Source organism: Altericista sp. CCNU0014 (assembly GCF_044923475.1).
Classification (GTDB): Bacteria; Cyanobacteriota; Cyanobacteriia; order Thermosynechococcales; family Thermosynechococcaceae; genus JAAURS01.
Genome location: NZ_CP137338.1, coordinates 2,495,922 through 2,522,194 on the forward strand (window position 1 = coordinate 2,495,922; position 26,273 = coordinate 2,522,194).

20 protein-coding genes and 2 pseudogenes are annotated in these 26,273 nt (G+C 48.5%); 3 read left to right on the forward strand and 19 right to left on the reverse strand.

Annotated features, from left to right (window positions below; translation table 11 throughout):
• Positions 1 to 39: 39 nt before the first annotated feature.
• From R6H26_RS12200 to crcB, 5 genes are all read right to left on the reverse strand, one after another.
• Positions 40 to 510, reverse strand: coding sequence for a hypothetical protein (locus R6H26_RS12200; protein WP_404790658.1), 471 nt, complete (start codon positions 508 to 510; stop codon positions 40 to 42).
• 705 nt (positions 511 to 1,215) lie between these two features.
• Positions 1,216 to 1,581 carry a response regulator transcription factor gene (locus R6H26_RS12205; RefSeq protein WP_404790659.1) on the reverse strand — a complete coding sequence of 122 codons (366 nt, stop codon included), beginning with the start codon at positions 1,579 to 1,581 and terminating at the stop codon, positions 1,216 to 1,218.
• Between the two features lie 225 nt (positions 1,582 to 1,806).
• A complete protein-coding gene (locus tag R6H26_RS12210) occupies positions 1,807 to 2,478 on the reverse strand; it encodes a response regulator transcription factor (RefSeq protein WP_404790660.1) in 672 nt (223 codons plus the stop codon).
• Positions 2,456 to 4,015 (reverse strand): sensor histidine kinase, encoded by a 1,560-nt coding sequence (locus R6H26_RS12215; RefSeq protein ID WP_404790661.1) that lies wholly within the window; start codon positions 4,013 to 4,015, stop codon positions 2,456 to 2,458. Before R6H26_RS12215 ends, R6H26_RS12210 begins: the two co-directional genes overlap by 23 nt.
• Before the next feature lie 133 nt (positions 4,016 to 4,148).
• On the reverse strand, positions 4,149 to 4,610 hold the full coding sequence (gene crcB, locus R6H26_RS12220) for a fluoride efflux transporter CrcB (RefSeq protein ID WP_404790662.1): 462 nt from the start codon (positions 4,608 to 4,610) through the stop codon (positions 4,149 to 4,151).
• A 197-nt stretch (positions 4,611 to 4,807) separates the two neighbouring features.
• Between crcB and R6H26_RS12225 the strand changes: the two genes are divergently transcribed.
• Positions 4,808 to 5,563, forward strand: coding sequence for an HAD family hydrolase (locus tag R6H26_RS12225; RefSeq protein ID WP_404790663.1), 756 nt, complete (start codon positions 4,808 to 4,810; stop codon positions 5,561 to 5,563).
• Here R6H26_RS12225 and R6H26_RS12230 read toward each other — a convergent pair.
• The 4 genes from R6H26_RS12230 to R6H26_RS12245 all read right to left on the reverse strand — a co-directional run bounded on the left by R6H26_RS12230 (position 5,514) and on the right by R6H26_RS12245 (position 8,757).
• On the reverse strand, positions 5,514 to 6,134 hold the full coding sequence (locus tag R6H26_RS12230) for a hypothetical protein (RefSeq protein WP_404790664.1): 621 nt from the start codon (positions 6,132 to 6,134) through the stop codon (positions 5,514 to 5,516). The genes R6H26_RS12225 and R6H26_RS12230 overlap by 50 nt on opposite strands.
• Positions 6,135 to 6,304: 170 nt before the next feature.
• Positions 6,305 to 6,622, reverse strand: coding sequence for a thioredoxin (trxA, locus tag R6H26_RS12235; protein WP_404790665.1), 318 nt, complete (start codon positions 6,620 to 6,622; stop codon positions 6,305 to 6,307).
• Between the two features lie 166 nt (positions 6,623 to 6,788).
• On the reverse strand, positions 6,789 to 7,601 hold the full coding sequence (locus R6H26_RS12240; RefSeq protein ID WP_404790666.1) for an ion transporter: 813 nt from the start codon (positions 7,599 to 7,601) through the stop codon (positions 6,789 to 6,791).
• Positions 7,602 to 7,695: 94 nt separating this feature from the next.
• Positions 7,696 to 8,757: an AI-2E family transporter gene (locus tag R6H26_RS12245; RefSeq protein ID WP_404790667.1), complete on the reverse strand. Its 1,062-nt coding sequence runs from the start codon at positions 8,755 to 8,757 to the stop codon at positions 7,696 to 7,698.
• 526 nt (positions 8,758 to 9,283) lie between these two features.
• Between R6H26_RS12245 and R6H26_RS12250 the strand changes: the two are divergent.
• Positions 9,284 to 11,782: pseudogene (locus R6H26_RS12250) on the forward strand (NB-ARC domain-containing protein); the annotation flags it as partial.
• 117 nt (positions 11,783 to 11,899) lie between these two features.
• A pseudogene (locus R6H26_RS12255) lies at positions 11,900 to 12,619 on the forward strand (WD40 repeat domain-containing protein); the annotation flags it as partial.
• Between the two features lie 24 nt (positions 12,620 to 12,643).
• Here the strand turns inward: R6H26_RS12255 and R6H26_RS12260 are convergent.
• From R6H26_RS12260 to R6H26_RS12305, 10 genes are all read right to left on the reverse strand, one after another.
• A complete protein-coding gene (locus tag R6H26_RS12260) occupies positions 12,644 to 13,372 on the reverse strand; it encodes an alpha/beta fold hydrolase (protein WP_404790668.1) in 729 nt (242 codons plus the stop codon).
• 157 nt (positions 13,373 to 13,529) lie between these two features.
• Entirely contained in the window at positions 13,530 to 14,279 is a 750-nt protein-coding gene (locus tag R6H26_RS12265) for an SDR family oxidoreductase (RefSeq protein WP_404790669.1), read from the reverse strand.
• A gap of 83 nt (positions 14,280 to 14,362) precedes the next feature.
• Positions 14,363 to 15,064 carry a dienelactone hydrolase family protein gene (locus R6H26_RS12270; protein ID WP_404790670.1) on the reverse strand — a complete coding sequence of 234 codons (702 nt, stop codon included), beginning with the start codon at positions 15,062 to 15,064 and terminating at the stop codon, positions 14,363 to 14,365.
• Between the two features lie 46 nt (positions 15,065 to 15,110).
• A complete protein-coding gene (locus tag R6H26_RS12275) occupies positions 15,111 to 15,980 on the reverse strand; it encodes an alpha/beta fold hydrolase (protein ID WP_404790671.1) in 870 nt (289 codons plus the stop codon).
• 37 nt (positions 15,981 to 16,017) lie between these two features.
• Positions 16,018 to 16,656, reverse strand: coding sequence for an MOSC domain-containing protein (locus R6H26_RS12280; protein WP_404790672.1), 639 nt, complete (start codon positions 16,654 to 16,656; stop codon positions 16,018 to 16,020).
• Between the two features lie 49 nt (positions 16,657 to 16,705).
• Positions 16,706 to 17,137 (reverse strand): cupin domain-containing protein, encoded by a 432-nt coding sequence (locus R6H26_RS12285; RefSeq protein WP_404790673.1) that lies wholly within the window; start codon positions 17,135 to 17,137, stop codon positions 16,706 to 16,708.
• A gap of 77 nt (positions 17,138 to 17,214) precedes the next feature.
• Positions 17,215 to 18,768 (reverse strand): GMC family oxidoreductase, encoded by a 1,554-nt coding sequence (locus R6H26_RS12290; protein WP_404790674.1) that lies wholly within the window; start codon positions 18,766 to 18,768, stop codon positions 17,215 to 17,217.
• Between the two features lie 44 nt (positions 18,769 to 18,812).
• Positions 18,813 to 19,376 carry a DsbA family protein gene (locus R6H26_RS12295; RefSeq protein ID WP_404790675.1) on the reverse strand — a complete coding sequence of 188 codons (564 nt, stop codon included), beginning with the start codon at positions 19,374 to 19,376 and terminating at the stop codon, positions 18,813 to 18,815.
• A gap of 228 nt (positions 19,377 to 19,604) precedes the next feature.
• Complete coding sequence (locus R6H26_RS12300; protein WP_404790676.1) at positions 19,605 to 20,234, reverse strand: response regulator; 630 nt, start codon at positions 20,232 to 20,234, stop codon at positions 19,605 to 19,607.
• Positions 20,231 to 26,176, reverse strand: coding sequence for an AAA family ATPase (locus R6H26_RS12305; protein WP_404790677.1), 5,946 nt, complete (start codon positions 26,174 to 26,176; stop codon positions 20,231 to 20,233). Before R6H26_RS12305 ends, R6H26_RS12300 begins: the two co-directional genes overlap by 4 nt.
• Positions 26,177 to 26,273 lie beyond the last annotated feature (97 nt).

Sequence of the window (26,273 nt, forward strand, 5' to 3'; positions counted from 1 at the left end):
TTTCAATCGCAGACTCCAAAGTAAGATGGGGTTTAACCGCTATTCCTTAACATAAATTACAGAATTTTGAAGCTTAAAGTGAAGGTAGTCTAATAGCGCGTAGATAAAAATCGACAGACTCAATAACTCAAACCCTTCTTCAAAGTGAGCGCAAATTGTATAGGTTAAACCCACTAAGCCTTCTCCACTTGACTCTGCAATAGAGGCACCGATCATCTCAATACCCAACGCTCCCAAAACATAAATAATCCCACTCAGCCAGAATAGACGACTTGTTTTTGGGCGTAAATGGGCCAAAAACCTAAGATAGAACAGCACAAAAATACTGACCATAAAAATAGCAGGAATGACCCACGCAAAATAGAAAAATCCACCAGTTTTAAAAAAATAATCTACCTTATTTAATCTTTCATGGATAACAGAAGTTTCGTCTATTGATAGATACAGAAAAATAATTACTAGAGATTGCCAATACCTAAAGTAGATTTCACGATTTCTAGATTGAATCAATGCAATGACAGACAATAGGAAGGCGCACAGAAGTAACAATGCCGATGAGTACCATGTTGTTACATTTGACTCAGCATCAACATAGAAAAGTCCTAAGCCGAAACTCCGGCCCGGGCCAAAGTATCGAAATAAGTAGCCCACAAAGCTAAGCAGGAGAATACCAGGAACAGCAATAAGCTGAAATTGGAGAAATCGCCTGGGTAGGGAACGTAAATTTAATATAATGTTCATTAGCAGGTGTTTAACCTTAGCTAAACTTCAGTTTAAGCTTCAGTTAATTCTACCTCGGATTCTTGATTTTGTCAGGCATAAAATCTCCTAAAACCCTTTATGGGAAAGGATTTCAGAGAGAGAGGTAAAATTATTCCATGGTTTAATGAATTCAACATGAATCTTTTGGGAGAAAATTCTCATAAACTTATTAAAAGCGATCCGATCTCAAGCCAAATAGATCCCCTGGTTGACTGACAAAAGTTCTAAAACCCTCATTCATCCGTCTGTAAGGTCAGCGATTGAATAAGTCCTGCGGACAGGCTACGCCAACGCGCCTACAAGAACAAAGTCTGCCTCCGCAGACTAAACATATCAAGGGTTCCAGCAATCCGCGCAGGTGGCCACTGAGCCTGTCGAAGGGCGAATTTCATCCTTGTAGCTGCGGTTTCAACTGCCAAGCGAAAAGTTTTATCAGTCAACCAAATAGATCCCTCAACAAGCAATGTCTAGATGAGATCGCACCTTTTCAAGTAGCTCGTTAAAATGAAAGGGTTTGGAGACAAAGTCCGTCGCTCCGCACGCAAAAGCGTTTGTTTTGCTAGATTCGCGATCTTGCGCGGTCAGCACGATGATGGGCAGCGTACTTCCTCGATCGCGAAGTTCGCGCAATACTTTCCAGCCGTCCAAAATTGGCAGTCCTAGATCCAATACAAGTAAAGCAATGTCTTTCGTTTGGACGATCCGTATAGCTTGTTCTCCATCTTCAGCAACAACTGTAGCAAAGCCATGCTTTCGCAATCCCTTTTCTAGGAAAGCAGCAACGCGAGCTTCGTCTTCTGCAATTAGAATACGATACACGATGGAGGAATATCACGCTTTATAAGGGTCGTTGAGATATTCCTATGACTATACCTTTAACGCTGCCGCTTTAAGATGAGAATTTTCTCATCTACCCTCACCCTTAACACTTTTCCCCTTGTGAGAGGAGGGGCTAAGGGATGAGGGGTATTCGTTTTGTCATTCAACCAAACCTCGCGGCGATCGAGCCAGGGTTGCGGTATAAAACCTCATAAAGGGTAATGCCTAAACTTTTAAGCGATATCCCATGCCTCTCACTGTTTCAAACAGATCGCTGCCCAGTTTTTTGCGCAGATAGCCTACATAGACATCGACAATATTGGAACCGGGATCGTAATCGTACCCCCAGACGCGATCCAATAGTTGTTCGCGGCTCATCACTTGTCCCGGATGGCGAAAAAATGTTTCGGCCAAAACGAATTCGCGAGTCGGTAGCTCGATCTGGCGATCGCCCACTTTAACCTTCCGAGTGCGTAAATCCAGTACAATCTCACCCGCTTGCAGTTCTAATTCCTCTTGAGCCGATGCACTGGATCCACTACCCCGCAATCGCGCTCGAATTCGAACCAGCAGCTCTTCAAATCGGAATGGTTTGGTGACATAGTCATCCGCGCCCCCCTCAAACCCAGCCACCTTGTCCTGAATGTCATTTCTTGCTGACAGAATGATCACAGGCAATTGCTCGCCTTGCCCTCGCAGTTCTTCCAGCACTTCTAGGCCATCCTTCCCAGGCAGCCCTAAATCTAAAATTAGCAGGTCAAAACCTCCCCCTAACACCAGTGCGAGCGCCTCATTGGCATCTGCGGAAAGAGTTGGAGTAAAACCATTCGCCCGCAACCCTTTTTCCACAAAAGCCGCAATGCGAGGTTCGTCTTCAGCGATAAGAATGCGATACATGGCGACCTAACGGAGAGAGCGATTCAGAAGAAGATTTTCTAGACAAGACGAGCGTAAAGGTCGATCCGGTTCCCAGACTGCTGCGGACCGTAACGCGACCGCCATGGGCTTCAGCAATTGCCTTCACGATCGATAAGCCCAAGCCCGACCCCTCCGAACGACGGCGGGTATGGTTAACTCGCGCAAATCGCTTAAAAATGCGCGCCTGCTCTGCAACGGGAATGCCCTCTCCCGTATCCTTCACCCAAATCTCTACCGTTTGCCGAACTAGGCGAGATCCCAGCACGATGGTATCGCCAGATAGCGTATGCTGGACTGCATTTTCAGCCAAGTTCATCATCGCTTGCGCGATCCGCTGGCGATCGACCCGGATCGGCCCTGAAGCTCCAGCCTCCAGTCTCCAGTCGCGATCGCCAGATAGTCCAGTTGCTTTCAAGTACATTTCTTGCATCAAAGATTCAACTTCGATTTCCTCAATTTGAAGAAAATCAGGTCGTTCTGTCTTGGCAAGGAGCAACAGTTCTTCAACCAACCGATTCATGCGATCCAATTCGTCGAGCACTAGGGCTACCGTTTCCTCCCGTTCCTGAGGATCGTCTCCCATTAACTCCAAATGACCCCGGATAATCGTAATGGGCGTTCGGAGCTCGTGGCCTGCGTCGTTAATAAAATTGCGTTGCGATTCAAAAGCAGACTCCAGACGGTCCATCATCTCGTTAAAGGTTTGAGAAAGTTCTGAAATCTCACCCTTTCCTTCAGTAGGCAGGCGTTTTGAAAGATCTGTTTCCGAAATATCATGGGCTGTCGTACTGAGCAGCCGCAGGGGTGCCAAAACCCGACTTGCTGCCCACCAAATTGCCAGGAGTGCCAGACCCAACGCCAGCAACTGCACCTGCACCATTACCCCAAAAGCTTCTAGAGCCTCATTTTGTTCCCCTTGCGTGGTATGGGCTACAACAAAAACGCCTAAAAATTTTCCATTGACTTGAATCGGCTCGGCTCTGTGCAAAAGTCCCCCGTAGCGAGAGTCTGATAGTTTTAGTTCGCCCTGTTCGGGACGGGTGAGGGTAGCCCACCGAGCCATCAGCGGCGAGTCCTGGCTCAAAATACTAGGAAGCGCCCTGGGACTGGAACGAAAGAACTCGTTACTGACAAAGCCGATCAGAAACATATCGTCTTCAGGAATGCGGCGCTTCAGGTGAATTTCCAATAAAGATTCTAATTCAGTAGTAGTGGTGGGATGCCCCGCTGGAACGGGTTGTCCGTCCTCCCGCAGTCCCCTAATCAACGCTTCATCGTCAAGTCTGGGGCCTTCTGCGAGCAATCTTAAAAAACCTTCCATCTCTTCGTTCAAGTCGGCCCGCACTCGAGCATCCACCTGCACTACGATTTGGAGGCGAATCAAAGGAATGGCCAGTCCTACAAATAAAATGATAATGCCAACATACCAGAGCACGATTCGCGTTCTGGCTTCGCCCCAAAACCTTTGCCATTGGGATGACTGAAACGCTTGGCGGACTGTAGGAATTATCACCATAGTTTGACGTTAAAAATGACACGGTCAGAAATGCTGGTTTTGCTCATTCTTGCTCATTCTAAAGTAACATTGCCATTTGCTCGGCGCGGTCGCGCTCGCTGCAGTTGAAGCAGTAAAAGGGCTGATTGGTGTTTTAACCGAGTTTCCGAGCCAGCGCGCTCCCGATTTCCAAACAAATGACGCCTAGAATTGCGCTTCCACTCCAGTAAACAAGAGATTTTCCCCATTGTCCATTTTGGAATAGCACAGTTGCATCTAATGCATAGGTTGAAAAGGTCGTATAGGCCCCCAGAAATCCAACTGCAACCAAGGCGCGCAATTCTGGAGAGGCGAAAGCTTCGCACCCAGAGTTCGCCCGTTGCATTGTAAACGTCGCAAAGAAGCCCATCGCCAGCGCCCCCGATAGGTTGACGATCGAAGTTCCGTAAGGAAACCCCATTCCAAACCACTGGATGCACCACCGCGTCAAATAGTAACGGCTCAGAGCGCCGGGTACGGCACCCAAGGCGATCGCAATTGGAATGCGCAATTCTGGGTGGATGAGACTCAGCCCGACCCGAACGCGATCCCACTGGCTCAGCAATACTCCCAGCACTCTTATCCCCATGTCTGCAAGTTCCGAAAAAACAGCATTCTTGGCCTTAGCATACCGAATACAGCAGTTTCTAAAAACATCCACTCAACTCAAATCACCTATCCCGCAGAACGGACGGAGCGCTACACTGAGAAACAGCCTTTAATAACACGAGCAATCACACGAGCGATGAATAGGGACGGACGGGATTTGAAGCTATGCCGCTAAAAGTCGTATTGTTTGACTTTAACGGCGTTATTTTAGATGATGAGCCGATTCACGAACAGCTCATCCAAGAGGTAATGCTGTCCGAAAACGTCCGCATTACGCCAGAAGACTTTCAGAAATTCTGTCTGGGCCGCAGCGATCGCGCCTGTCTCCAAGATTTATTTAACGCGCGCGGTCGGGTCGTATCTCCAGACTACATCGGCAAACTACTGGTCCAAAAGACCGCTGCCTACCAACAACGCCTTCAGACCTTAGAAGCGCTTCCCCTATTTGCAGACGTTGAATCCCTCATCCAAACGTTTCAGGAGCGCCAAATCAAGCTCGGCATTGTTAGCGGCGCCCTCCGAGCTGAAATTGAGTGGGTGTTGGAGCGCGCAACGTTGCGGGATGCCTTTGGGCCGATCGTGGCAGCAGAGGATATCTCCACCAGCAAACCGTCGCCTGAGGGCTATGAGAAGGCGATCGCTCAGTTCAACCATCTCTATCCAAACCTCAACCTACAGCCTCAGGACTGTCTCGCCATTGAAGACAGCTTCCCCGGTCTAGAAGCGGCCCGCGCGGCCCGCATCCCCGTGGTGGGGGTGGCCCATACCTATCCCTTTCACATGATGCAGCGTCGTTCCAACTGGGCAGTGGACAACCTGGGTCAGCTTGAGATTCCGCGCCTGATCCAGGTTTTTGAAGGCGGCGAAGCGGCTAGTAGTACGCGCTCTGAGGAACCCGTCCCGGCTCCACAGCGTGGATAAAGCAGCAGCCAGAAAGCGGCCAGTGTTTCTGGTATGAGGCTTCCTTAGGGCAACCCCAACCTAACTGCAGCGTAATTTCCAAGGCTCCGGGGTACTCTAGCTTGTGCAGGTAGGCCCACTCGGCGCGCTGGGACTGAAGCTCAATTTCCGACGAACTCACGGGACTGTGAGGACTGTGCTTGCCCTGATGGCAGTAGGTTTCCATCCCTTGAGCGATCCGCCGCCAAAAATCCAGCACGGGAGGCTTGTGCAGGGCCAGGATTTCTAAATCTTGCGGTAGCGCGATCAGGTGTTCGTCCACTTCTGGATACTCAATGGAAAGCCCCTTGACCGTAAACCTGCGCCACAGCAACCCAGACACTTGGTGCGTGCGTTGGTAGTCGTGGACGGCATCGCGAAAATCGCAAAAAGCTGTAAATTTTTGCACCCCTTCGGCATTCACGAAGGGTTCCACAATCGGGTTAAAGCGGGTCGTTGAGGCCGTTAGGCTCAGGCGATCGCCCCGCAGACAAGCTTCTCGCTCTCGCGCTAGAATCTGCGCTAAATCTTGGCTGGTATAGATCTGAGCCATTTAACGTGACCTCACCTATCCCTCAACGATTCCACTGTTCTAGGATCTCTATTCGCCATGATAATGCCTGTTTTGAGGTTTGCTGAACATTTGCAAGCCAACAGGGGTAGAGGGCGACGGCTTCGCTGTGCCGCGCGCAATGCAAACGCTTGGCACGCGGTGAGCGTTGACTATAGCAGAGGGGTAAGGCGCTCGACGAGCTGTTCTGGCGGCATGACGCCTTCGATGCGCTCGACGGGCTGTCCTTGTTTGAACAACACCATAGTCGGCAGGGCGTGAATCTCGTAGTGGCTGGCGAGGTCTGGATAGCGATCGGTGTCGATTTTGACAATCTGAAGCTTGCCCTTCATTAAGGCCTGGACCTGATCTAAAATCGGAGCCAACATCCGGCAGGGTCCGCACCAGGTGGCATAAAAATCGACCAGCAAGGGTTTCTCTGCAGACGCAATCAAGTCTTCAAAACTTGCAAACTCTTTGTGGACGGCCATGACAAAAAACTCCTCAGCGGGACTGACGCAAAAAACTGTCTCTTTAATTGTGAATCAGATCGTCCAGGAAGCATAGGAGATTATGCCAAAAACAATGAAGCTTATTCCCAAGAGCGGAGCCAGTCGTTCGCTTGCATTAAAAATTCGAACTTTGCATCTCTCCCCTTCAATGCAAATGCGTTCCGCAGTTTTTGCAAAATTGGGCATCTCGATCGTGGGAGGCTAGGCCGCATCCAGGACAAATTGCTTCGCCTTGGGCACCGCTTTTAACCAGTCGTCGAACTAAATCGCCTACTTGCCAGGGAATCAAAGCCACGCCCGTCACGATCATGAGAACGGTTAAGAGCCTTCCGGTTTGCGTTATAGGGGTCACATCCCCAAATCCAACGGTCGTCATGGTGACGACCGAGAAATAAAATGCATCTAAAAATGTGTCAAATTCTTGATTAGTGAGGTGTTCGGCCTGATAGATCGAGCCAGAATAGACGAACACGATCGCAAACAGCGTAAACAAAATTCGGATAAAAATGGGGGCGTCCTCAGACCTGACCTTTCCCCAGAGCGTCTGGTTTTCTAAAAACCGAGTCAGTCGCAGAATGCGAAACCATCGAAAAATGCGAAGAAAGCTCGTGTCGCTCAGCCCAATTACAAATGGGGCGATCGTGACTAAGTCAATGATGGAATAAATATTGAAAAAAAAGCGAAGACGATTTTCCGCGCACCACAGCCTTAACCCATACTCAACAACGAAAATCCAAAGCACGGTCGTGTTGAGAGCATCTAAAAAAACCCGAATCTGCTCCGGCAGGTCGTAGGTTTGAGCGACAAACGCTCCAACCGATATCAATACCAACAGGGTAACGATCGAATCGATCGCGATTCCCAAGGGGGTTTGGACGTCGTCTAGATAAAACCCGACGGTGACGCGCAGCCGCTCTAGTCGGGTCCGGGGAGAGAGAGAGGAGGAGACTTCACTCATGAGCGATCGGTGCAGACGGATGGTTTCCTTACTTTATCGCTATGGCAGTGTAGCCTGGAAAACAGTATGAGAACTCTGCGTTGCGAGGGCGCATTTAATGAGACGGTTGTTCTGCTTGTTCGCCGCGCATCTCATCGATATCGAGCAAGCTGATGAGGACTCCCGCAACGGGAACTGATAGAAAAACACCGATTAAGCCTGCAACGCGCGCCCCTATCAGTAAGGCAAAAAACATGACTACTGGATTAATATTGACGGAGTCTTTCATAAGCCGGGGCATTAGGAAGTTCTCTTGTACTTGTTGGAGCAGAATTGAAACAACCAACACTTTCAAGCTCAATAAAATCCCTTGGGGCAGGACGATCGCGCAAACCAATCCGATGCCGATAGTTGCACCAATGCCAGGAATTAAGTCGAATATGCTTACAAGCGCTGCCATTACCAGTGCATAAGGAACGCCGAGCAGCAGGAATACCACAAATGTTGATATTCCAAGGAAGATAGATAGTAATAAGCGCCCCCAAAAGAAGCCTATAAAGTTTCTCTGAATTGCCTCTGTTAGCTCCGATCGCATGCGGGGTGGAAACAACTTCATAACCAAGCGCCACAATTGTTTACCATCGAGCAGCATGAAAAAACTAACGACTGCAATCAGAATCACATCAATTAAATTCAGTAGGATATTTTGAAGCATAGTAAAGCTCATGCTCAAAAAGCCTAGGAATTGTTCTCTCAACTGCGTTTCAAAAGTAGTGAAATCAACCGTTACATTGCGATTTCTAAGGAAAATCTGCAAGTTTTCTAGCCACGCGATCGCTGATTCCAAGAATTGAGGAGCCTGCTCTAATAACTGTTGTGCCTGAGAGAAGATCGCTATTCCCAATGTTGCGACTAGCCCGCCGAGAACGAGCAAAGCAAGCAAGAACACCAGCAAAGCGGCCAGCCAACGGGGCATAAACCGCGATACTAGCGTGACTGGATAATTCAGCAGGAATGCTAGGATCGCCGCAAAAATGAAAATGACTAAGACTGTCTCAAAGTACGCCAGCACCTGCACGATCGCCCAAGCCAACACAAAAAGCAGCAAATAGCGGATAAGCTGAGTATTGCTCACATATCCACTTCCGCGATTGGTGGCGAGCTTGGGATTATTCATTAGGCTACGTAAACCTCAAGCACTTTCATCACAGGCAACCTTTAAAAGTACGCGCTCTCGATGACTGATTACCGAACGTTAATACCCCAGAACCTTTCTAGCATCCCTCCACGGGTACAAATTTTGATCGTCAATCGAGCTAAAATTGTAGCAGCAAAACTGTCTCGCAGGCATCCCTCATTTCTTTATGTCTGTCAAGCGTTCTTCTAAAACCAAGCGCGAACGCGGTGCGATCCTGACGATGAAGGGATGGCAGAAATTGCAGCAGGCTATGCAGGCGGCAGAAGCAGCACAAAATTGGGGACAGCGGTTTACGCGCGAACAACTCAGCGAGCGCACCGGACTCTCTCTTCAAACGATTTCCCGTATTCTGAAGCGGGAAGAAGCCGTCGATCGACGGTCCATCGAGTACTTCTTGAGGGGATTTGAATTACAACTCTCCCAGGAAGACTGTGCCCCACCCACAATTCCCTTTGAGGAACTCGCTACTCGGCAGGAAGATCCTCAGCACGATTGGGGCGAGGCGATGGATGTATCCGTCTTTTACGGACGCGAAGACAATTTGGTGCGCCTACAACAGTGGATTGCAGGTGATTGCTGTCGATTGGTTGCAATTCTCGGCATTGGTGGGATTGGCAAAAGCGCGCTAGCGGTGAAGTTAGGGTTACAACTACAACCTGAGTTCGAGACTGTAGTTTGGCGATCGCTGGCCAATGCACCGCCTTTTGCCGATTTTTTGGAGAGTATCTTGCCATTTTTACTGTGGGCGCAAAGAAAAGATACGGCGATTCCAATCGGTATAGAAGGACGGCTGACCCAATTAATGGCTTGTTTGCAGCACAAACGCTGTTTGTTGATTTTAGATAATGCAGAAACCCTCTTGAGTAGCGGTAGTCCATCTGGACAATATCGGCCAGGGTATGAAGGCTATGGGCAACTGCTGCGATCGCTAGGAGAGGTGCCGCATCAAAGTTGTTTGCTCTTGACGAGTCGGGAAAAGCCGAAAGAAATTGCGCTGTTGGAGGGAGAACAACTCCCCGTGCGATCGCTACAGTTGGAAGGGTTATCTGCAGCGGAAGGTCGCACCCTGTTTCAGGATAAAGGATGCTTTACAGGCACCGAAAAGGAGTGGGAGAGGCTGATCGAGCATTATCGCGGCAATCCGCTGGCGCTCAAAATGGTGGCAGCCCTGGTTCAAGATTTTCTAGAAGGTCGGATTGCGGCAGTATTGGACTATATCGATCGCGGCATGGCTCTATTTGAGGACATTCGCGATTTGCTCGCACGGCAAGTGGAGCGATTATCTCCGCCAGAACGGGAAGTTTTGCTATGGTTAGCCATTAATCGAGAGCCCACTTCACTGGCAACCTTGGACAACGATATTGTGACGCTTGGCACAAAGCGATCGCTCCCCGATGCAATTCAATCTCTGGTACGACGCTCGGCGATCGAGCAGAGTGCAACGGGATTTAGTTTACAGCCCGTCGTGATGGAATATGTGACAGAACTGGCGATCGCCCAAGTCTGTGCGGAGATTTGCGAAAAAAAGCAGAATCGGGAAGCAGTTTCTCCGGCACCTGTTTTCTGGGAACCCTTGCTACAATCCCACGCCCTTGTGAAAGCGCAGTCGAAAGACTTTATCCGAGAAACGCAACGCCGATTGATTGCCCAGCCTCTGATAGAACGCTTACTCGCTGAATTGGGAGGTCAGCAATCAATCGAACAACGCTTTCAGGAATTGCTCCAGCAGCAGCGATCTTCTCTACAACCGGGATATTTGGGCGGTAATCTGCTGAATTTGTTGGTGGCGCTGAACGCAAACTTGCAGCACTGGGATTTTTCCCATCTAAACGTTTGGCAGGCCGATTTACGGCAAATTCGTTTGCCCCAAGTCAACTTCCAACAGGCCAATCTCACCAAATCGGTCTTTGCCGAAAGCCTCAGCGGCATCTTGTCCATTGACCTCAGCTCGGATGGCACCTTACTCGCAACTGGAGACGTTGACAATACGATTCATATATGGCGAATGGCCGATCTCCAGCCGCTGTCGATCTTGCAAGGACATACAGGTTGGATCTGGTCGGTGCGCTTCAGTCCCGATGGTCGGACGCTAGCAAGCGGTAGCAACGATGCCTGCATTCGCCTGTGGGATGTCCAAACGGGTCAATGCTTCCAGGTGCTGCAAGGGCACACCGATTGGATCTGGAGCTTAAGTTTTAGTCCCGATGGCCGAATGCTAGCCAGTGGAAGTGCCGATGCTTCCCTCCGATTATGGGAGGTGCAAACGGGGCAGTGTCAAACCCTCTTAGAAGATTCCACTGGGGCTGTTGCAGCGGTTTGCTTTAGCCCTGACGGTAAAGGGTTGGCAAGCGGTCATCACGATGGCTCGGTGCGCCTGTGGAGCGTCCGCGATCGCCTTTGTTCTGCCACCTTGACGGGACATACCAAACGGGTGCGCTCGGTCAGCTTTAGTGCCGATGGTTCGCTGTTAGCCAGCGGCAGCGAGGATAGCTCAGTCCGCTTGTGGGATGTGCGATCGCGGCAGTGTCTCCAGACATTTGACGGACATCAAAGTGGCGTTTGGACTGTTGCGGTTAGTCCTGACGGCCAGACTGTGGCGAGCGGAGCAGACGATTTTACAGTGCGGCTCTGGAATATTCAATCGGGGCGATGTCTGCGAACCTTGCAGGGCCATACCAGTTGGGTTCACTCAGTGCGCTTCAGTCCTGATGGCAAAACCCTCGCCAGCGGCAGTGTCGATTTTTCGGTGCGGTTTTGGGAGGTGGCGTCAGGGCAATGCTTAAACGTATTGCAGGGCCATAAAAGCGGGGTGTTTGCAGTCAGTTTTGCGCCAGCCGCGCTGACAGATACCGCGTCAGCGCTGACAGATACCGCGTCAGAACTGCCGCTTTTGGCCAGCGGCGGGCTTGATGCGATCGTGCGGCTGTGGGACGGTTCGCGCGGCATCTGTTTGCAGTCGTTGTCGGGGCATACCAGTTGGATTCGTTCTGTGAGTTTTAATCCCGCAGGGACTCTTTTAGCGAGCGCGGGGTTCGATTGCACCATTCGGCTGTGGAATGTGCAGAACGGGGAATGCTTAAAGGTGTTACGCGGTCATACGAGCGGGATTCGAGCGGTGTGCTTCAGTCCTGACGGACAGTTTCTGGTGAGCGGCGGGTTCGATTTTTCGGTGCGGCTGTGGAATGTCCCAACAGGGCAATGTCTCAAGGTGTTACAGGGGCATACCAGTTGGGTATTTTCGGTCATTTTTAGTCCCGTTGACGTGAGCCTGCCCTCCGGCGTTGGCCCCATGATTGCCAGTAGTAGCGACGATCGCGACATCCGCTTGTGGGATAGTCGAACGGGACGCTGTCTTCAGGTATTGCGGGGGCATCGGAATGCAGTCTGGTCGGTTAGCTTCAGCCCGGATGGTCGTACCCTTGCCAGTGGCGGTTTTGATGGGTCTGTACGCCTATGGGATGTGCAAACGGGCAATTGCTTAAAGGTGTTCCAGGGAGGTGTCGATAGAATCCGAGCGGTCAGCTTTAGTCCTAATGGAAAAATAATTGCGAGCTGTGGGGACGATTGTTGCGTCCGATTGTGGGATGTGCGGAGTGGGGAGTGCTTGCAGGTATTGCAGGGACATACCAGCGAGGTTTGGACCGTCGGGTTTCACCCATCGGGCGAGGCTCTCGCCAGCGGCGGTCAGGATGAAACGATCGCAATTTGGGATGTCCAAACAGGTCAATGCCTCAAAACCCTGAGAAGCGATCGCCTTTATGAAGGTATGGATATTACCGGGGCGACGGGATTGACCGAAGCACAAAAGATAGCATTGAGGAACTTGGGGGCGATGGGATAAATCGATTCACGCTACATTATGCACCTATTTTGCAATCACAGCGTGCTCGATGACCTTGGCAACAGCATCTGGATGGGAAATCATCACCACATGAGAGGCACCCTGCACGACGATCGTCCCCTTTGAGTTGGCGCGCTTCGCCATGAAAGCCTGCGCTGCTGCGGGAATGTTCAAGTCGCGATCGCCATAGATAAACCAGGACGGGATAGACTTCCATGCAGGCGCACCAGAGGCTTCGTTCAGTGCAGCTTCTGCGATCGGACGCTGGGTGCTAGCCATCAATTGCGATTCGTTAGCGGGAACATCCGCAGCAAACTGGGCGTGGAACTTGTTCTGCTGAATATACAGGTCTTTGCCGCCATCGGGCAATCCAACTGGCGGTGCGAGTGTCGGTGCGAGTGTGCTACCCGGATAACGTCCTGAGAGTTCGGCGGCAGTCTCGCCAGTCTCAGGAGCGAAGCCAGCAACGTAGACCAATGCCTTCACGTTGTTGTTATCTTTGACTGCATTGGTAATTACCGCACCTCCATAGGAGTGTCCGACCAGCACGATAGAACCTTCGATACTCCTAAGGGCACTAGCAACATAGCCTGCGTCGCTCTTGACTCCGCGCAGGGGATTAGCGATGGAAACCGTCGGATACCCTTTCGGAATCAGTTGAGACAATACACCGTTCCAACTGGAAGACTCAGCAAATGCACCGTGGACGAGGACGATGGTGGGCTTGCTATCTTGTGCGCTTGCAGGATTCATGTTGGCTCCTAGAGAGGTGATAATAGTGGTTCCTAAAAAGAGTGCGACAATCAAAAGTACGCGAATGCTATTTCTGAAGGTGAACCTGTTCATGGTGCGATCTCCTTGGTATCTGTTGATGTAGCTGGATCGTTATGCCATTGCTTTTACAGTCATCTCAAATCTGTGCCATACCACCATCGACAAATAACTCAATACCGTTCACAAAACTGCTGTCATCTGACGCAAGAAAGACAACGGCTTTGGCAATCTCATCGGGCGTGCCGACTCGTCCTAATGGAATGGTGACAGCTTGGCTATCCACGAATTCCTGCACCTGTTCACCGCTCAATCCCAAGTGATTATAGGCAGGAGTTGGAACTACGCCAGGGCTAATAGCATTCACTCGAATGTTGCGCCCTTTCAGGTCGAGTGTCCAATTGCGGGCAAACGATCGCACGGCGGCTTTGGTGGCACTGTAAACGCTAAAGGCTGGAGTGCCTACAGTAGAAGCAGTCGAGGCATTCAGAATAATAGAAGCACCTTCTGGCAGCAGTGACAATGCCTTCTGCACGGTGAACAGCACACCTTTGACGTTAGTATTGAACGTTTTGTCAAACTGTTCTTCGGTGATTTCTCCGAGTGGGACAATTCCTCCACCGCCAGCATTGGCGAAAAGCACGTCAAGGTGTCCTTGCTCTTGCCCGATTGTGGCAAACAGGCGATCGAGGTCTGCCAAATTGGAGACATCGCTCTGAATACCCGTGACGTTTTTCTCAATTGCATTCACAGCACTATCCAGTTCAGCCTGACGACGACCTGTGATGAAGACATAAGCTCCTTCAGCAACAAAGCGTTTGGCAGTAGCAAGACCAATGCCACTCGTACCACCCGTGACAAGAGCGACTTTTCCATCTAATTTTTGCATGATGAATCCTATTACCTAACACTTGTTGAATTTAAGAGTTGAAGTCAATCGCTGTCTGTACATCAAATCGCATTTAGGTATTGCTACCCTAAATGCTGTTTCAAAAACGTCAGGGTGCGATCGCCCGCTAATTCTGCGGCTTCTTTGCGATAAGCGGAACTACCCACGCGACCAAACCCGTGACTCACTCCTTCATAGCGATAGATTGTTACAAAAGGGTTGTCTTTCAGTCCTTGCTGGATAGTCGTTTGAGCGATTGGCGATACAAACTCGTCATTTGCACTGATATGCAAGATCAGCGGTTTCTGAATCTTGGCTGCCTCTGCTAAATTCTTATCAATGTCAACACCGTAGTAACTGACGTTGGCATCTGCATCGCTACGGGTTGCCATGAAATATGCCAGTTTACCGCCCAAACAAAAACCCACACTGCCGACCTTGCCCGTGCTGCTGGGATATTGCCGCAGAAAAGACAGGGTTGTCTTCAGGTCTTCTACGCCGCTATCGAGATCGAATGCTTGGAGTAACTCAAAGGCTCTAGCCCACTGGGCTTTATCTTCAGGATCGAGTTGCACATTGGGTTCCAGCCGCCAATATAAATCTGGCACGATCGCTAAATAGCCTGCCCTAGCCAAATCATCGGCAGTCTGCCGCATATTTTTATTGACCCCAAGTACTTCTTGAATCAACACAATTCCTGCACGAGGCTGAGTGCTGGGTGCTGCTAGATAGGCATTAAAACTGCCTCCTGACAAAGCTGGAATCGTTATAGTTTGAGTGGTCATGGTGTCCTTTTTAACCAGTTGATGAGAGCTGGAAATCAAAATTGGATCAGGCAGGAACGGGTTGTAGTCGTGACGTGAGAAATTGACGGATGTAGGTTGCGATCGCCTCCCCATCTTCTTCTAGGGCAAAATGTCCGGTATCGAGTAAATGGAACTCAACGTCTTTCAGATCGCGCTGGTAGGGATAAGCACCTTCGGCAGGGAAGATGTAGTCGTTCTGCCCCCAAACAATCAGGGTCGGTGGTTGATATTTGCGGAAATACTCCTGCCATTGCGGGTATAACGGTGGATTCGTGCCATAGCTATAAAACAGCGCCAGTTGAATCTCATCGTTTCCAGGGCGATCGAGTAAGGGTTGGTCTATATTCCAGTTGTCAGGGCTGATTGCTTCGAGATTGCGAACGCCGTTAGTATATTGCCACTTTGTCGTTTCCAGGGTGAAAAAGGGTCTGAGCTTGTTCGCATTCTCAGAAGAACGATCTTGCCAGTAAGCCTCGATCGGGTTCCAAAATTCAAGCAGCCCTTCTTCATAAGCATTTCCATTTTGTACGATCAATGCTTCAATTCGTTCTGGATATTTAGCCGCAATCCGATAGCCAATGGGAGCACCGTAATCCATCACGTAAAGGCTGTATTTCTTGAGATCGATGGCGGCAATGAATTTCTCCACAATTTCAGCTAGGCGATCGAACGTGTAGTCAAACTCATTCACGCTTGGCATCGAGCTGTTGCCGTAGCCTGGATAATCGGGGGCAACCAGATGGAAGCGATCGGCAAGCGCAGGCATCAGATTGCGGAACATGTGAGATGAGGTTGGGAAGCCGTGTAATAGCAGAATTGTGGGATTACTGCGAGAGCCAGCTTCGCGGTAGAAGATATCTAAACCATCGATTGAAACGGTATGAAATGTGGTCATGAGATTACTCCTTATGAGCTTATGAAGGTTTCACCGCCTAACGACGGCTCTGTTGCTGGAAATAGTCGCGCCAACTTGCGGGGAATGCTTCTAATTGAGCAGCACGGTGCAGTAACTCTGGATTGTTCTGCTCGCGGGTATAAAGTTGAGTGATATCGGCAACCGTGATGTTGTTCTTATCTCGGCTCACCAACTCTAGAGTGTCTCCAGTTCCGACTTCGCCCTCTTGCAAAACGGAGAAGTAAAATCCAGTTCGACGACTCGCCAGAAAGCGTTTCACCATATCCGGTCGCCCAAACCGAATCCCCAGTTTGTAGCAGGGCAGGCGCGGTTGCGTCACCATCAGTTTGACAGTGCCGATCTGAAAGCGATCGCCAATGTTCAATTCCTCTTCGCTCAGCCCAGTGGTCGTGAAATTTTCACCAAAGTTGCCCAGAGTCAACTCTGTGTCAGGTAATTCACTCCGCCAGTAATCGTAATGCTCAAAGGGATAGACATAGACTGCTTTGTCTAATCCCCCATGAACGGTTAGATCGGCCTGCCCATCACCATCTAAATTGAGCGATCGCACCATCACTTTTGAATTAACTGGCTCTTTGAAAATTCCAGTAGTAACGGTTCTCCCTTTCCATATCACTTCGCGCGGCAGTCCTACATTGACAGAGATGAGTTGCATGATTAACTCCATTTTGGACTTCAAACCTTTCCAGTTTTCTCATGATGAGTTAAGGAAGATCTCCAGGTGCACCCAGAATTTCGTCGCCAATTTCGGTACTGATGCGAATGAACAATTCCATGTCAGGTGCCTCATCCTGGTTTTGCGTCCCTGTTGCTGCAATTAAGTCAGCAAAGGCACTGGGCGAAGCAACGACTAATCCGCGAGCGAGTCGATCGCTGAGTGCAGCAACAACATGGGGTGCGCCCATCGGAATGAAGGCACTTTTACCTGCGCCTAGCACAAGCTTATCCTTGCCAACCCAGACCGTGAACTCTCCTTCCAACACATAGAGTTGTTCGGAATAGCGGGTATGGCGATGGGGTGGAGTCTGTGCCCTAGGAGGAAAATAGCCCTCAATCAGGTCATATTTACCATCAGTTGTGGTGCGATCGGCGACGATGGTGAGGTAGTTATTAAGCAGCCAGAATGATGTTGCCATGGAAGTACTCCTTCTAATGAATTGTGTTACGAATGCTCAAGCTTGCGGCTTGGATAAATCAGGCGTTCATGCCGTTTCTAGATAGACAAGTATGTGGGAACACGTTGCGAGATACACTCCGCCTTAATTAAATCGGCTGCCTTCTCACCAATCACGATCGTCGGTGCGTTCGTATTTCCTGTGGTGATCGTTGGCATGATGGAGGCATCCACAACCCGCAACCCCTGAATTCCATGTACTCGTAGTTCAGGATCTACTACCGCCATTGGGTCAGTGCCCATTTTGCAAGTGCCCACCGGATGCCACACTGTACTGCAAGTTTCCCGGACGTAAGCAACGAGTGCGGCATCGCTCTGCTTGTCGGCACCCGGAGCGATTTCCTGACCGCGAAACTCATCCAAAGCACTTGCACCGAACAAGTTACGGAGTAATTTAATTCCGACAACAAGCTTTTGCACATCCGCTTCACTTTGGAGAAAATTCATTTGAATCATCGGTGTGTCTTTGGGATCGGGCGATCGCAAACTAACACTGCCTATATTGTGGGGATGAGTCAAACAAACGAAACTTGTGAATCCTAAACCAGAGTGGGCATAACCAGGCGGTGCCAACACAACGGAGCCGAAGAGAAACTGTAAATCTGGCGCAGCATCCAGATTTCCCTCAGTATGCAAAAACAAGTTAGCTTCGCCGATACTACTGGTACTTGCCGTGTGTAAATCCTGAGTTGCCTCGTGTGCCACAGACACGACCGGGTGGTCTTGCAGGTTTTGACCAACACCTGGCAAATCAGCCACGATCGGAATTCCCATCGCTTGCAGGTGTTCTGCATCCCCAACACCAGAGAGCAGAAGCAGTTTGGGTGAATTGAATGCACCCGCACTTAAAATTACTTCCCGATTGACCCTAACCTGGCGCAGCGTACCTTCGAGCAGATATTCCACCCCAACGGTGCAAGTTCCCTCAAACAACAATCGAGTCACCAACGCGCCTGTTATTACCGTTAAATTGGGACGCTGGAGAATGGGCACAAGAAAAGCAGCAGCGGTACTGTGCCGCTTACCATCCTTAATGGTCAACTGATAAAGTCCTACACCTTCTTGCTGCGCGCCATTGGCATCAGGATTGTGGTCATATCCGAGTGCTACCGCTGCGTCTACAAAACGTTGAGATACCACAGTGGGGGAAATCGCATCAGTGACACTCAACTCTCCATCACCCCCATGAAATTCAGATGCGCCTCGTGAGGAGTGCTCCGATTTCTTGAAGTAGGGCAAAACATCCTGGTAACTCCAACCAGGATTGCCTAATTCCTGCCAGCGATCGTAATCGTGAGAATTGCCCCGCAAATAAATCATGATATTAATCGAACTGCTACCCCCCAAGACTTTGCCACGGGGACAAAAGATTTTGCGGTGATTCAGGTAAGGTTCTGGTTCGGAGAAATAGCCCCAGTCCACCTCAGACCCTAGTAGACTGAGGCATTCTCCTGGAATGTGAATCTCTGGTTTTGTATCGAGATTACCTGCTTCGAGTAGTAAAACGGTTGTGTCACTCTCTTCGGTCAGACGGTTGGCAACGACGCAGCCTGCCGAACCCGCACCAATCACAATGTAGTCATAGTGAGTCATAAAATTCTATACTATCTGTAATGAATGAATGTAGTCCGACAAACCTAATTACTTGCAGCGATAATAGCTGCCATCAATTGTTCAAAGTTCCAGCGATCGCGATACTGAATGCCATTTATAAACAAAGCTGGAGCAGTCGTTACTCCACTTTCTAATCCACTTTCAATATCTTGATTGATGCGATCGATGTGTACTTGTTTAGATAGATCTTGCAGAAACTCGCAAATATCGAGTCCTAAACGGTTGGCATACTCGACAAGATAGCCGTCGTCCAATGCTTCTTGATGGGCGAACAGCATATCGTGCATTTGCCAAAATTGACCTTGCGCTGCTGCTGCTTCCGCTACCTCCGCTGCTTTTTGAGCTTGAGGATAGGCTGAATGCTCATCAATAAAGTGACGAAACACGACACAGAGCCAATTTTCCTCAGGAAACTCAGAACTGAAATGTTGCTGAATTTTCTGAATCAACTGATGGACTTTTCTACACTGAGGGCATTGGTAATTTCCATACTCCACCAGTACGATCGAGGCATTGAGTATTCCCTGATAGCGATCGCGTTGTGAGGGTAGAACCAGAAGTTGATCAAACTGATTATTTTGATTCATCAGATCGTCGGACAGACTAAAAAAAAGGCTTTCACAGCATCGAAAGATTGCCATGATTCCTGTCTGTGATTTCTGCCGCCTCCGTTATTTGTATGCCTTTAGCCTATGAAATTAATGCAGCTTTGTCGCCAACTCAAAGTTGAGTGTTTGAGGGCATGAAACAACAGTTGCTCGCTGTCTCTGCAACGAACCCTCAACCGAACTTAGGTTCAGTTTTCAGCCCTGATTTCACAACTTAGCCAGTCCCCGCTTCAATGCGGTAATCACTGCTTGTGTACGATCGCTCACGCCTAATTTGCTCAGAATTCGGTTGATGTGGAACTTGACCGTACTTTCGGTAATATTTAAAGCCGCACCAATATCATGATTATTCAAGCCAAGCGCCATCTGACGAACAACCTCTTGTTCGCGATCGCTCAATTCTGGAATGTTCATCCGTTGCACTAACTTGGCAGCAACTTCAGAAGGGATATATTGTTGCCCACGGTGAACGATCCCAATCGCACTGAGCAGTGCATCCGGTTCGGCATCCTTGAGCAAATAGCCCTTGGCTCCGGCACGTAATGCTCGATAAATATCCTCGTCACCGTCATACGTGGTCAGGATGATAATGCGAGCATGGGCAAATTCAGCACAGATTGCTAAAGTCGCATCAGCACCACTCATCTGCGGCATTTGTAAGTCCATCAAAGTGACATCAGGTTGTAGTTGTCGATAGAGGGCGATCGCTTCCAGTCCATTCCCTGCTTGACCCACTACCGTCATATGCGGCTCATTTTCAATCATCGCGGCTAATCCCTGCCGAACAATGGTGTGATCGTCAACAAGTAAAACGCAGATTGCTGTAGGCTGACTCATGCTGATGCCTCCCGATGTACAGATACGATCGCTTCGGTTCCCTGCCCCAATCGGCTCTCGATCGAGAGTTGTGCGCCAATGCGTTCCGCTCGTTCGGTCATCCCTAGTAAGCCAAACCCCCGCTTTAGAATTGTAGGGTTGACTTCAAATCCTTGTCCGTTATCTCTAATTTGCAAGCAGCATTGCGTCAATTCATAAACTAACTCAATCCGAATTTCGGTTGCATTTGCATGTCTGATAGCATTTGTAAATGCTTCCTGTGCAATTCTTAAAAGATTGTTCTCAGTTTCAGCAGGTAGTACATAGGGGGTGCCGATAATCTCACAAATTAAGCTGGTTTCAGTTGAAGATTGCAGCACCGCTACAAATCGTTCTAGCGCTGTCCAGAGACTGCCATCTTCAAGCGCTTGGGGACGTAGGGCCGCAACCGATCGTCGCGCTTCTGTCAGCCCGCTGCGAGCCAGATCTCGTACCGTACTAATATGGGTTTGAATTGCGTCAGGGTTAGTAATCGCCAATCGAGAAACGGTTCCCATGTGAACCAGAATCCCTGTAAAGGCTTGCGCCAGAGTATCATGAATTTCTCGCGCCATGCGGTTACGTTCCTCCAAAATTGAGGCTGCTTCAGCACGTTTGCGATCGCTAATATCTACACTCAGATTGTAGAATCCTCTCACTTGAGCATTGCCATCAACATTGGGGATCAAAGTCGCACTGATATGCCTTTTGCCCGGTGAAAGGGGGATTTCCATTACCAAAGTTACCGTTTGCCCTCCCAACACTTGATTAATATACGGTTCAACCACTTGATAAGCCGTCTCACCCAGAAATTCACGGACAGATTTGCCCAAAATTTCATCTTGACTACAGCCAAACCAAACCTCATAGGTATGATTGACAAACTGATAGCATTGATTTGCGTCTATATAACCAATTAGCACAGGTAAAGCGTCGGTAATGAGCCGTAATTCTTGTTCCCGATGACGCAGTTCTGCTTCGCTTTGCTGTAAAGCTGCTGTTCGTTCTGCAACCTGTTGTTCTAGCGTGCGGTTGTAATTGGCTAATAATTGCTCGGCTTGTTTACGCTCGGTGATATCTTGAAAAGCAGCGATCGCATAAATGACATTGCCCTGCTCGTCAAAGATAGGAGTGCCCCATACCTCAACTGGAATGATTTTGTCGTTTTGGTGAATTTCCAGATCGTCAACCGTCGTACGTTCGCCGCTCAATGCCCGAATGATTGGTAGTTTCTCAGTTAGATAGTTTTGCTCTGTTCCCGCTAGATGAAATTGATAAACCTCTGGAATTTGATCCGGTGTCGCGGCAGGATCGATGCCTTTGCCCATTAGCTGAATTCCCCGTTGATTGACGTAGTAAATGTGACCTGCTGCATCTAATACTCCAATCCCAACCGGAACAGCTTCTAGAAACTGAGCCATCCGGCTTTCGCTAGCGCGGAGCTTTGAGTAGAGACTGGCATTTTCAATTGCGATTGCCGCCTGAGTGGATAATAGAGATAAAACTTGCGTTCGCTCCGGCGTGAATACTTCTGTTGCGAGTTGATTTTCTAAATACAACACGCCGACAAGTTTATTCTGATTCAACAGTGGCAAACAAAGAAGTGATTGAACTTGATTTCGCTGAATATAGGGATCATGAATAAAATGATTTTCATGAGTTGCATCATTTAAGAGAACGGTTGCATGAGTCCGAATGACATACTGCACAATCGATTCAGGCAAACGATTTGCCGTTGGAATGGATTGCAGCACTTGTGTAGTGCTAACCTTCTCACCTTCATGGAGTTCACAAGCCGCCTCAATGACCCATTCTCCTAAACTCTCTAAAATCAAGTATCCCGTCTGTGCCCCGGCATTCTCAATTAAGATCTGCATTAACGAAGTGAGCAACTGCTCCAGTTCAATCTCACGGGAAATGGCTTGAGAGGCTTTCAACACTGTCACTAAATCGAAAGCTGTATGTGAAGCATTAGAAGCCGTTTCAGTTGCGGTGTGAGTTGGTGTGGAAAACCCGTTAGACGACTGAGGAAAAAACTGTGGATAACGAGTTTCTAGATCTCTAACCTTTGCCGCAGCTCCCCAACGCTGATAGCAGTAGTGAGCTTCTTTCATATAGGTTTGAGCAAATTTTTCCCGATTCCGGGATAGATAAAACTTAGCTGCTAATTCATAGGCTAACGCTTCTTCTTGAAGATAATCATTCTCTTTAGCACCCTGAATGGCTTGTTCGTAGAAATCTTCTGCCTCCAGCAACTGACCCAAAACTCGTGCAGTCTCGGCTTGTACTAAATGATATTTATGCAAATAATTCATAGGCGCGTAATGTGCCCATTGCTTCATTTTCTTCTGGCCAATCACAATTTTTTTGAGAATTTCCTCCTGTGTCTGAGCGTTGCTTTCGGAGTATATTGCAAGTCTTGCCAGAGCATCATATAGATAGTAAAAAATACCAAGAGGTGAACCTGTTATTCGGATTAAATAACGTTCCGCTAGGGTTGAGTTTTCAACGGAAAGAGCATATTCAGAAAATAGGTAGCATAGGAAAAGTTTATTGAAATATACATTAAAGATTGCAGTTCCATCATTTGCAGCTTCATGTTGTGGCAATCCATTCTCTTCATTGTAGAAATTGCCAACTAGACGGGTTGAATCGACCGAGCATCCCATCAAATTAGCGATCGCCTGCTGAAATATTTGATTCCAGATTAGTGCTGTTTCCTGTTTGATTTGACGAATTGCTGCACTGTATGCCGTCATCTTGCGTTCAACCTCCACGAGTTCGCTTCCGACAGCATAGGAGTTAAAGCAATAAGAGTGAGCGGCATAAGCGGCAAACTCTAAATCCCCGGTTTCTAGCCCACTTTGATAGGCTTCTAGCAAGGGGTGTAATGTGTCTCTTACATGATCTTTCCAATGAATGATGAAGGTATTTACAATGACTAATGTTCTAGCTTTGAGTGAATGGGGCGTAGGTTGTGATAACTGTTTTAAAGCTAACTGTCCAAACTCGTAGCCAGTCTCAACGTCTCCGACTTTTCCACACAGAATTAATCCAAAGTTGGCATAAACAAAGGGAGCCGCAAACGCATTTCCATGTTTGAATGACAAGCTGACTTGTTTAGATACCAGTAGCAACATTAAATCAGGAGTGGCAATCCAAGCCGCAATCGTAATGCTGGATAGAATTCGCATCGCTGCTAACTTATCTGGCTCGGTCATTTCTGGCAAATGGCTCAAGTTCTCAATTGATTTCTCACTGAGAAGGCATGAAATTGCGTCTAGTTCAAGCTGAATATCTGACTGGCTTGGCTGTTCAGGAAAACTAATTTCTAGTTGTTGCAACACTTGCAATCCAGCACTGATTGCTTCTAATAGCTGATTTCGTGCGATGCAACTTTGAATTTTGACTTCACACGCTTTCACGCCATCCAGGATAGTTTTAGCCCGTTGCAGAAGGATCGCAGCCCAAAATTCTACCTGCTCAAACTCGCCACACAAGTACGCAACCTCTATTGTTTCTAAATGTAAGTTTAATGTCAGCTCATAATCTGTTTGCCAGCTAGAGGCTGCCACCCAATATCTACCTGTAGCTAAATAGTTTTTTGCCGTACTATACGCGATCGCTCCTTTTGCTTTCTGTCCTGCTATTAAATTCAACCGAGCAAACTCATTACGTTTGGCTTGATCGGAGATAGACTCAATTCCGTGATTGAGATGATCGACAATCTCAAACAACCGCTCTAATAACTCCTCTGGTAACGTTTTTTCGAGGAGATTGCGACCAATTTGGAGATGAACCAGTTGTTTCTGCGACTCATCGATCAGGGCATAAGCAGCTTGCTGTACGCGATCGTGCAAGAATCTATACTCTTGAACTAACAAGTTCTCATCTAATTCAGAGAGAGGCTGAATCAATTCAGATTGAATCGCTGCTAGCAAATCCAGAGAAATTGCCTGAGGAGACTGCTCGCAAACGATCGCCAACGTCTCTAAATCAAATTCAGCCCCAACACAAGCAGCTAAGCGGAGCATTTGCTGGGTGCCTTCTGGTAGTTTCTGCAACTTGAGCAGTAGCAACTCCACCACATTATCAGTCATATTCTGGGTTTGAATCTGCGCTATGTTCCACTGCCAACTTGAGAGTGCCACATCAAAAGTCAACAGATTTTCGCTATGCAGCATTCTCAAAAATTCACCAACGAAGAAAGGATTCCCCTCCGTTTTACGCAGCACCAACTCAGCTAAAGAACGCACAGTATCAGTATTTTGATGCAGTGTCTCGGCAATCAACCAACTCAACGGCTCTAGCGTTAAGGGTTCCAGAACGATCTCTTGCAGCACTGCCCCTTGTTTTCTCAATCGCTCCAGCATTAATACTAGTGAATGCGTTGGATTCACTTCATTATCTCGATAGGCTCCGATCGGAAATAGAAATTGAGTTTGCTCGTCAAGCATCATCAGTTCGATTAACTTCAGCGTGGCTGAATCCGCCCACTGTAAGTCATCTAAAAAGATCGCCAGAGGATGTTCTTTGGAACAAAATACTCGAATAAACTGCTGAAAAACTCTATTAAAACGATTTTGAGCTTCTGTGGCTCCCACCTCTGGGACAGGTGACTGCTTGCCGATAATCAGTTCTACTTCGGGAATGACATCAATGACGATCTGTCCGTTACTCCCTAATGCTCCAAGCAGACGCGATCGCCAGTGTTGCAACTGCTCATCGGGTTCACCCAGCAGTTGTTGAACCAACTTTTGTAAAGCATCAGCGATCGCGCTGTAGGGAATATTACGCTGAAATTGATCGAACTTCCCAGAGATAAAATAGCCGCGTTTTGCTGTGATGGGTTTGTAGAGTTCCTGCACTAATGCTGACTTCCCAATTCCAGCGTAGCCAGACACTAACATCATTGCAGAAGACGTGGGGATATTACCTCTCTGCGCGTCTCCCTCTCCCCTCGCCACTCTATCAAACGCTGACAGTAATGCTGTAATTTCTGCTTCTCGTCCGTACAGTTTTTGGGGAATTTGAAACTGAGCAGAAACGTCCTGAAGACCCAGTTCAATTCGATCGATCTGACCACTTTGCTCTAACTGGTGAACACAGATTTCTAAATCCGCTTTGATTCCCCAAGCACTCTGATAGCGATCCTCCGCATTTTTTGCCATCAGTTTCAAAATAATATCTGAAATGGGTTTAGGGATCGCTGTATTGATCTCGTGAGGTGGAACAGGTTGTTTGGCAATATGACAATGGATTAGCTCCAGCAGATCCGTGGTGGGAAATGGCAGGTGCCCAGTCAGCAATTCGTAAAACGTTATACCGAGCGAGTAGAAATCGGTGCGGTAATCGAGCAAGCGATTCATCCGCCCAGTTTGTTCTGGAGACAGGTAGGCTAATGTGCCTTCTAAACTATGAGGGCTTTTGAATGTCGGATTCGTGCGGTTAAATTGGGTAGCTATGCCAAAGTCAATAATTTTAACAACGCCAGTACCTGGGTTAAAAACGATGTTGCCAGGATTAATATCTTTGTGAATGATATGGTTAGCGTGAATACTGCCCAGACTATCGGTGAGTGCGATCGCCAGTCGCAGGAATGTAGGTAAGGGCATTGGACAGAAACCCGATCGCTGCCGCATCCATTGCTCTAGGGACTCGCCTCCAAAATCTTCTAAGAGAATAACCAGCGTGCGTTGATAGTCTTGCTGGCTGTATGCCTTGACCACTCCTTCCAGGCTGAGGGAGCGGGTAATTTCATATTCCTGTCGGTAGCGCGTTAATTCTTGAGGAGAGGGATAATCTTGCTTAAGTAGCTTGATAACGATCGGGCGATCGTCTTCTTCCCTGATGCCCCGGTACACCAGAGAATTTGAGCTTTCGTAAATCTTGCTTTGGATGGCAATCCCAGATAAAGCAATCATAGAACACCCTCCTAAAGGTGCTATGAGCTATGCAGCCTATTATATCGATCTCGACAGAATTTCGAGCATTTGGGGCATTGGCATAGCTTGCATGAAG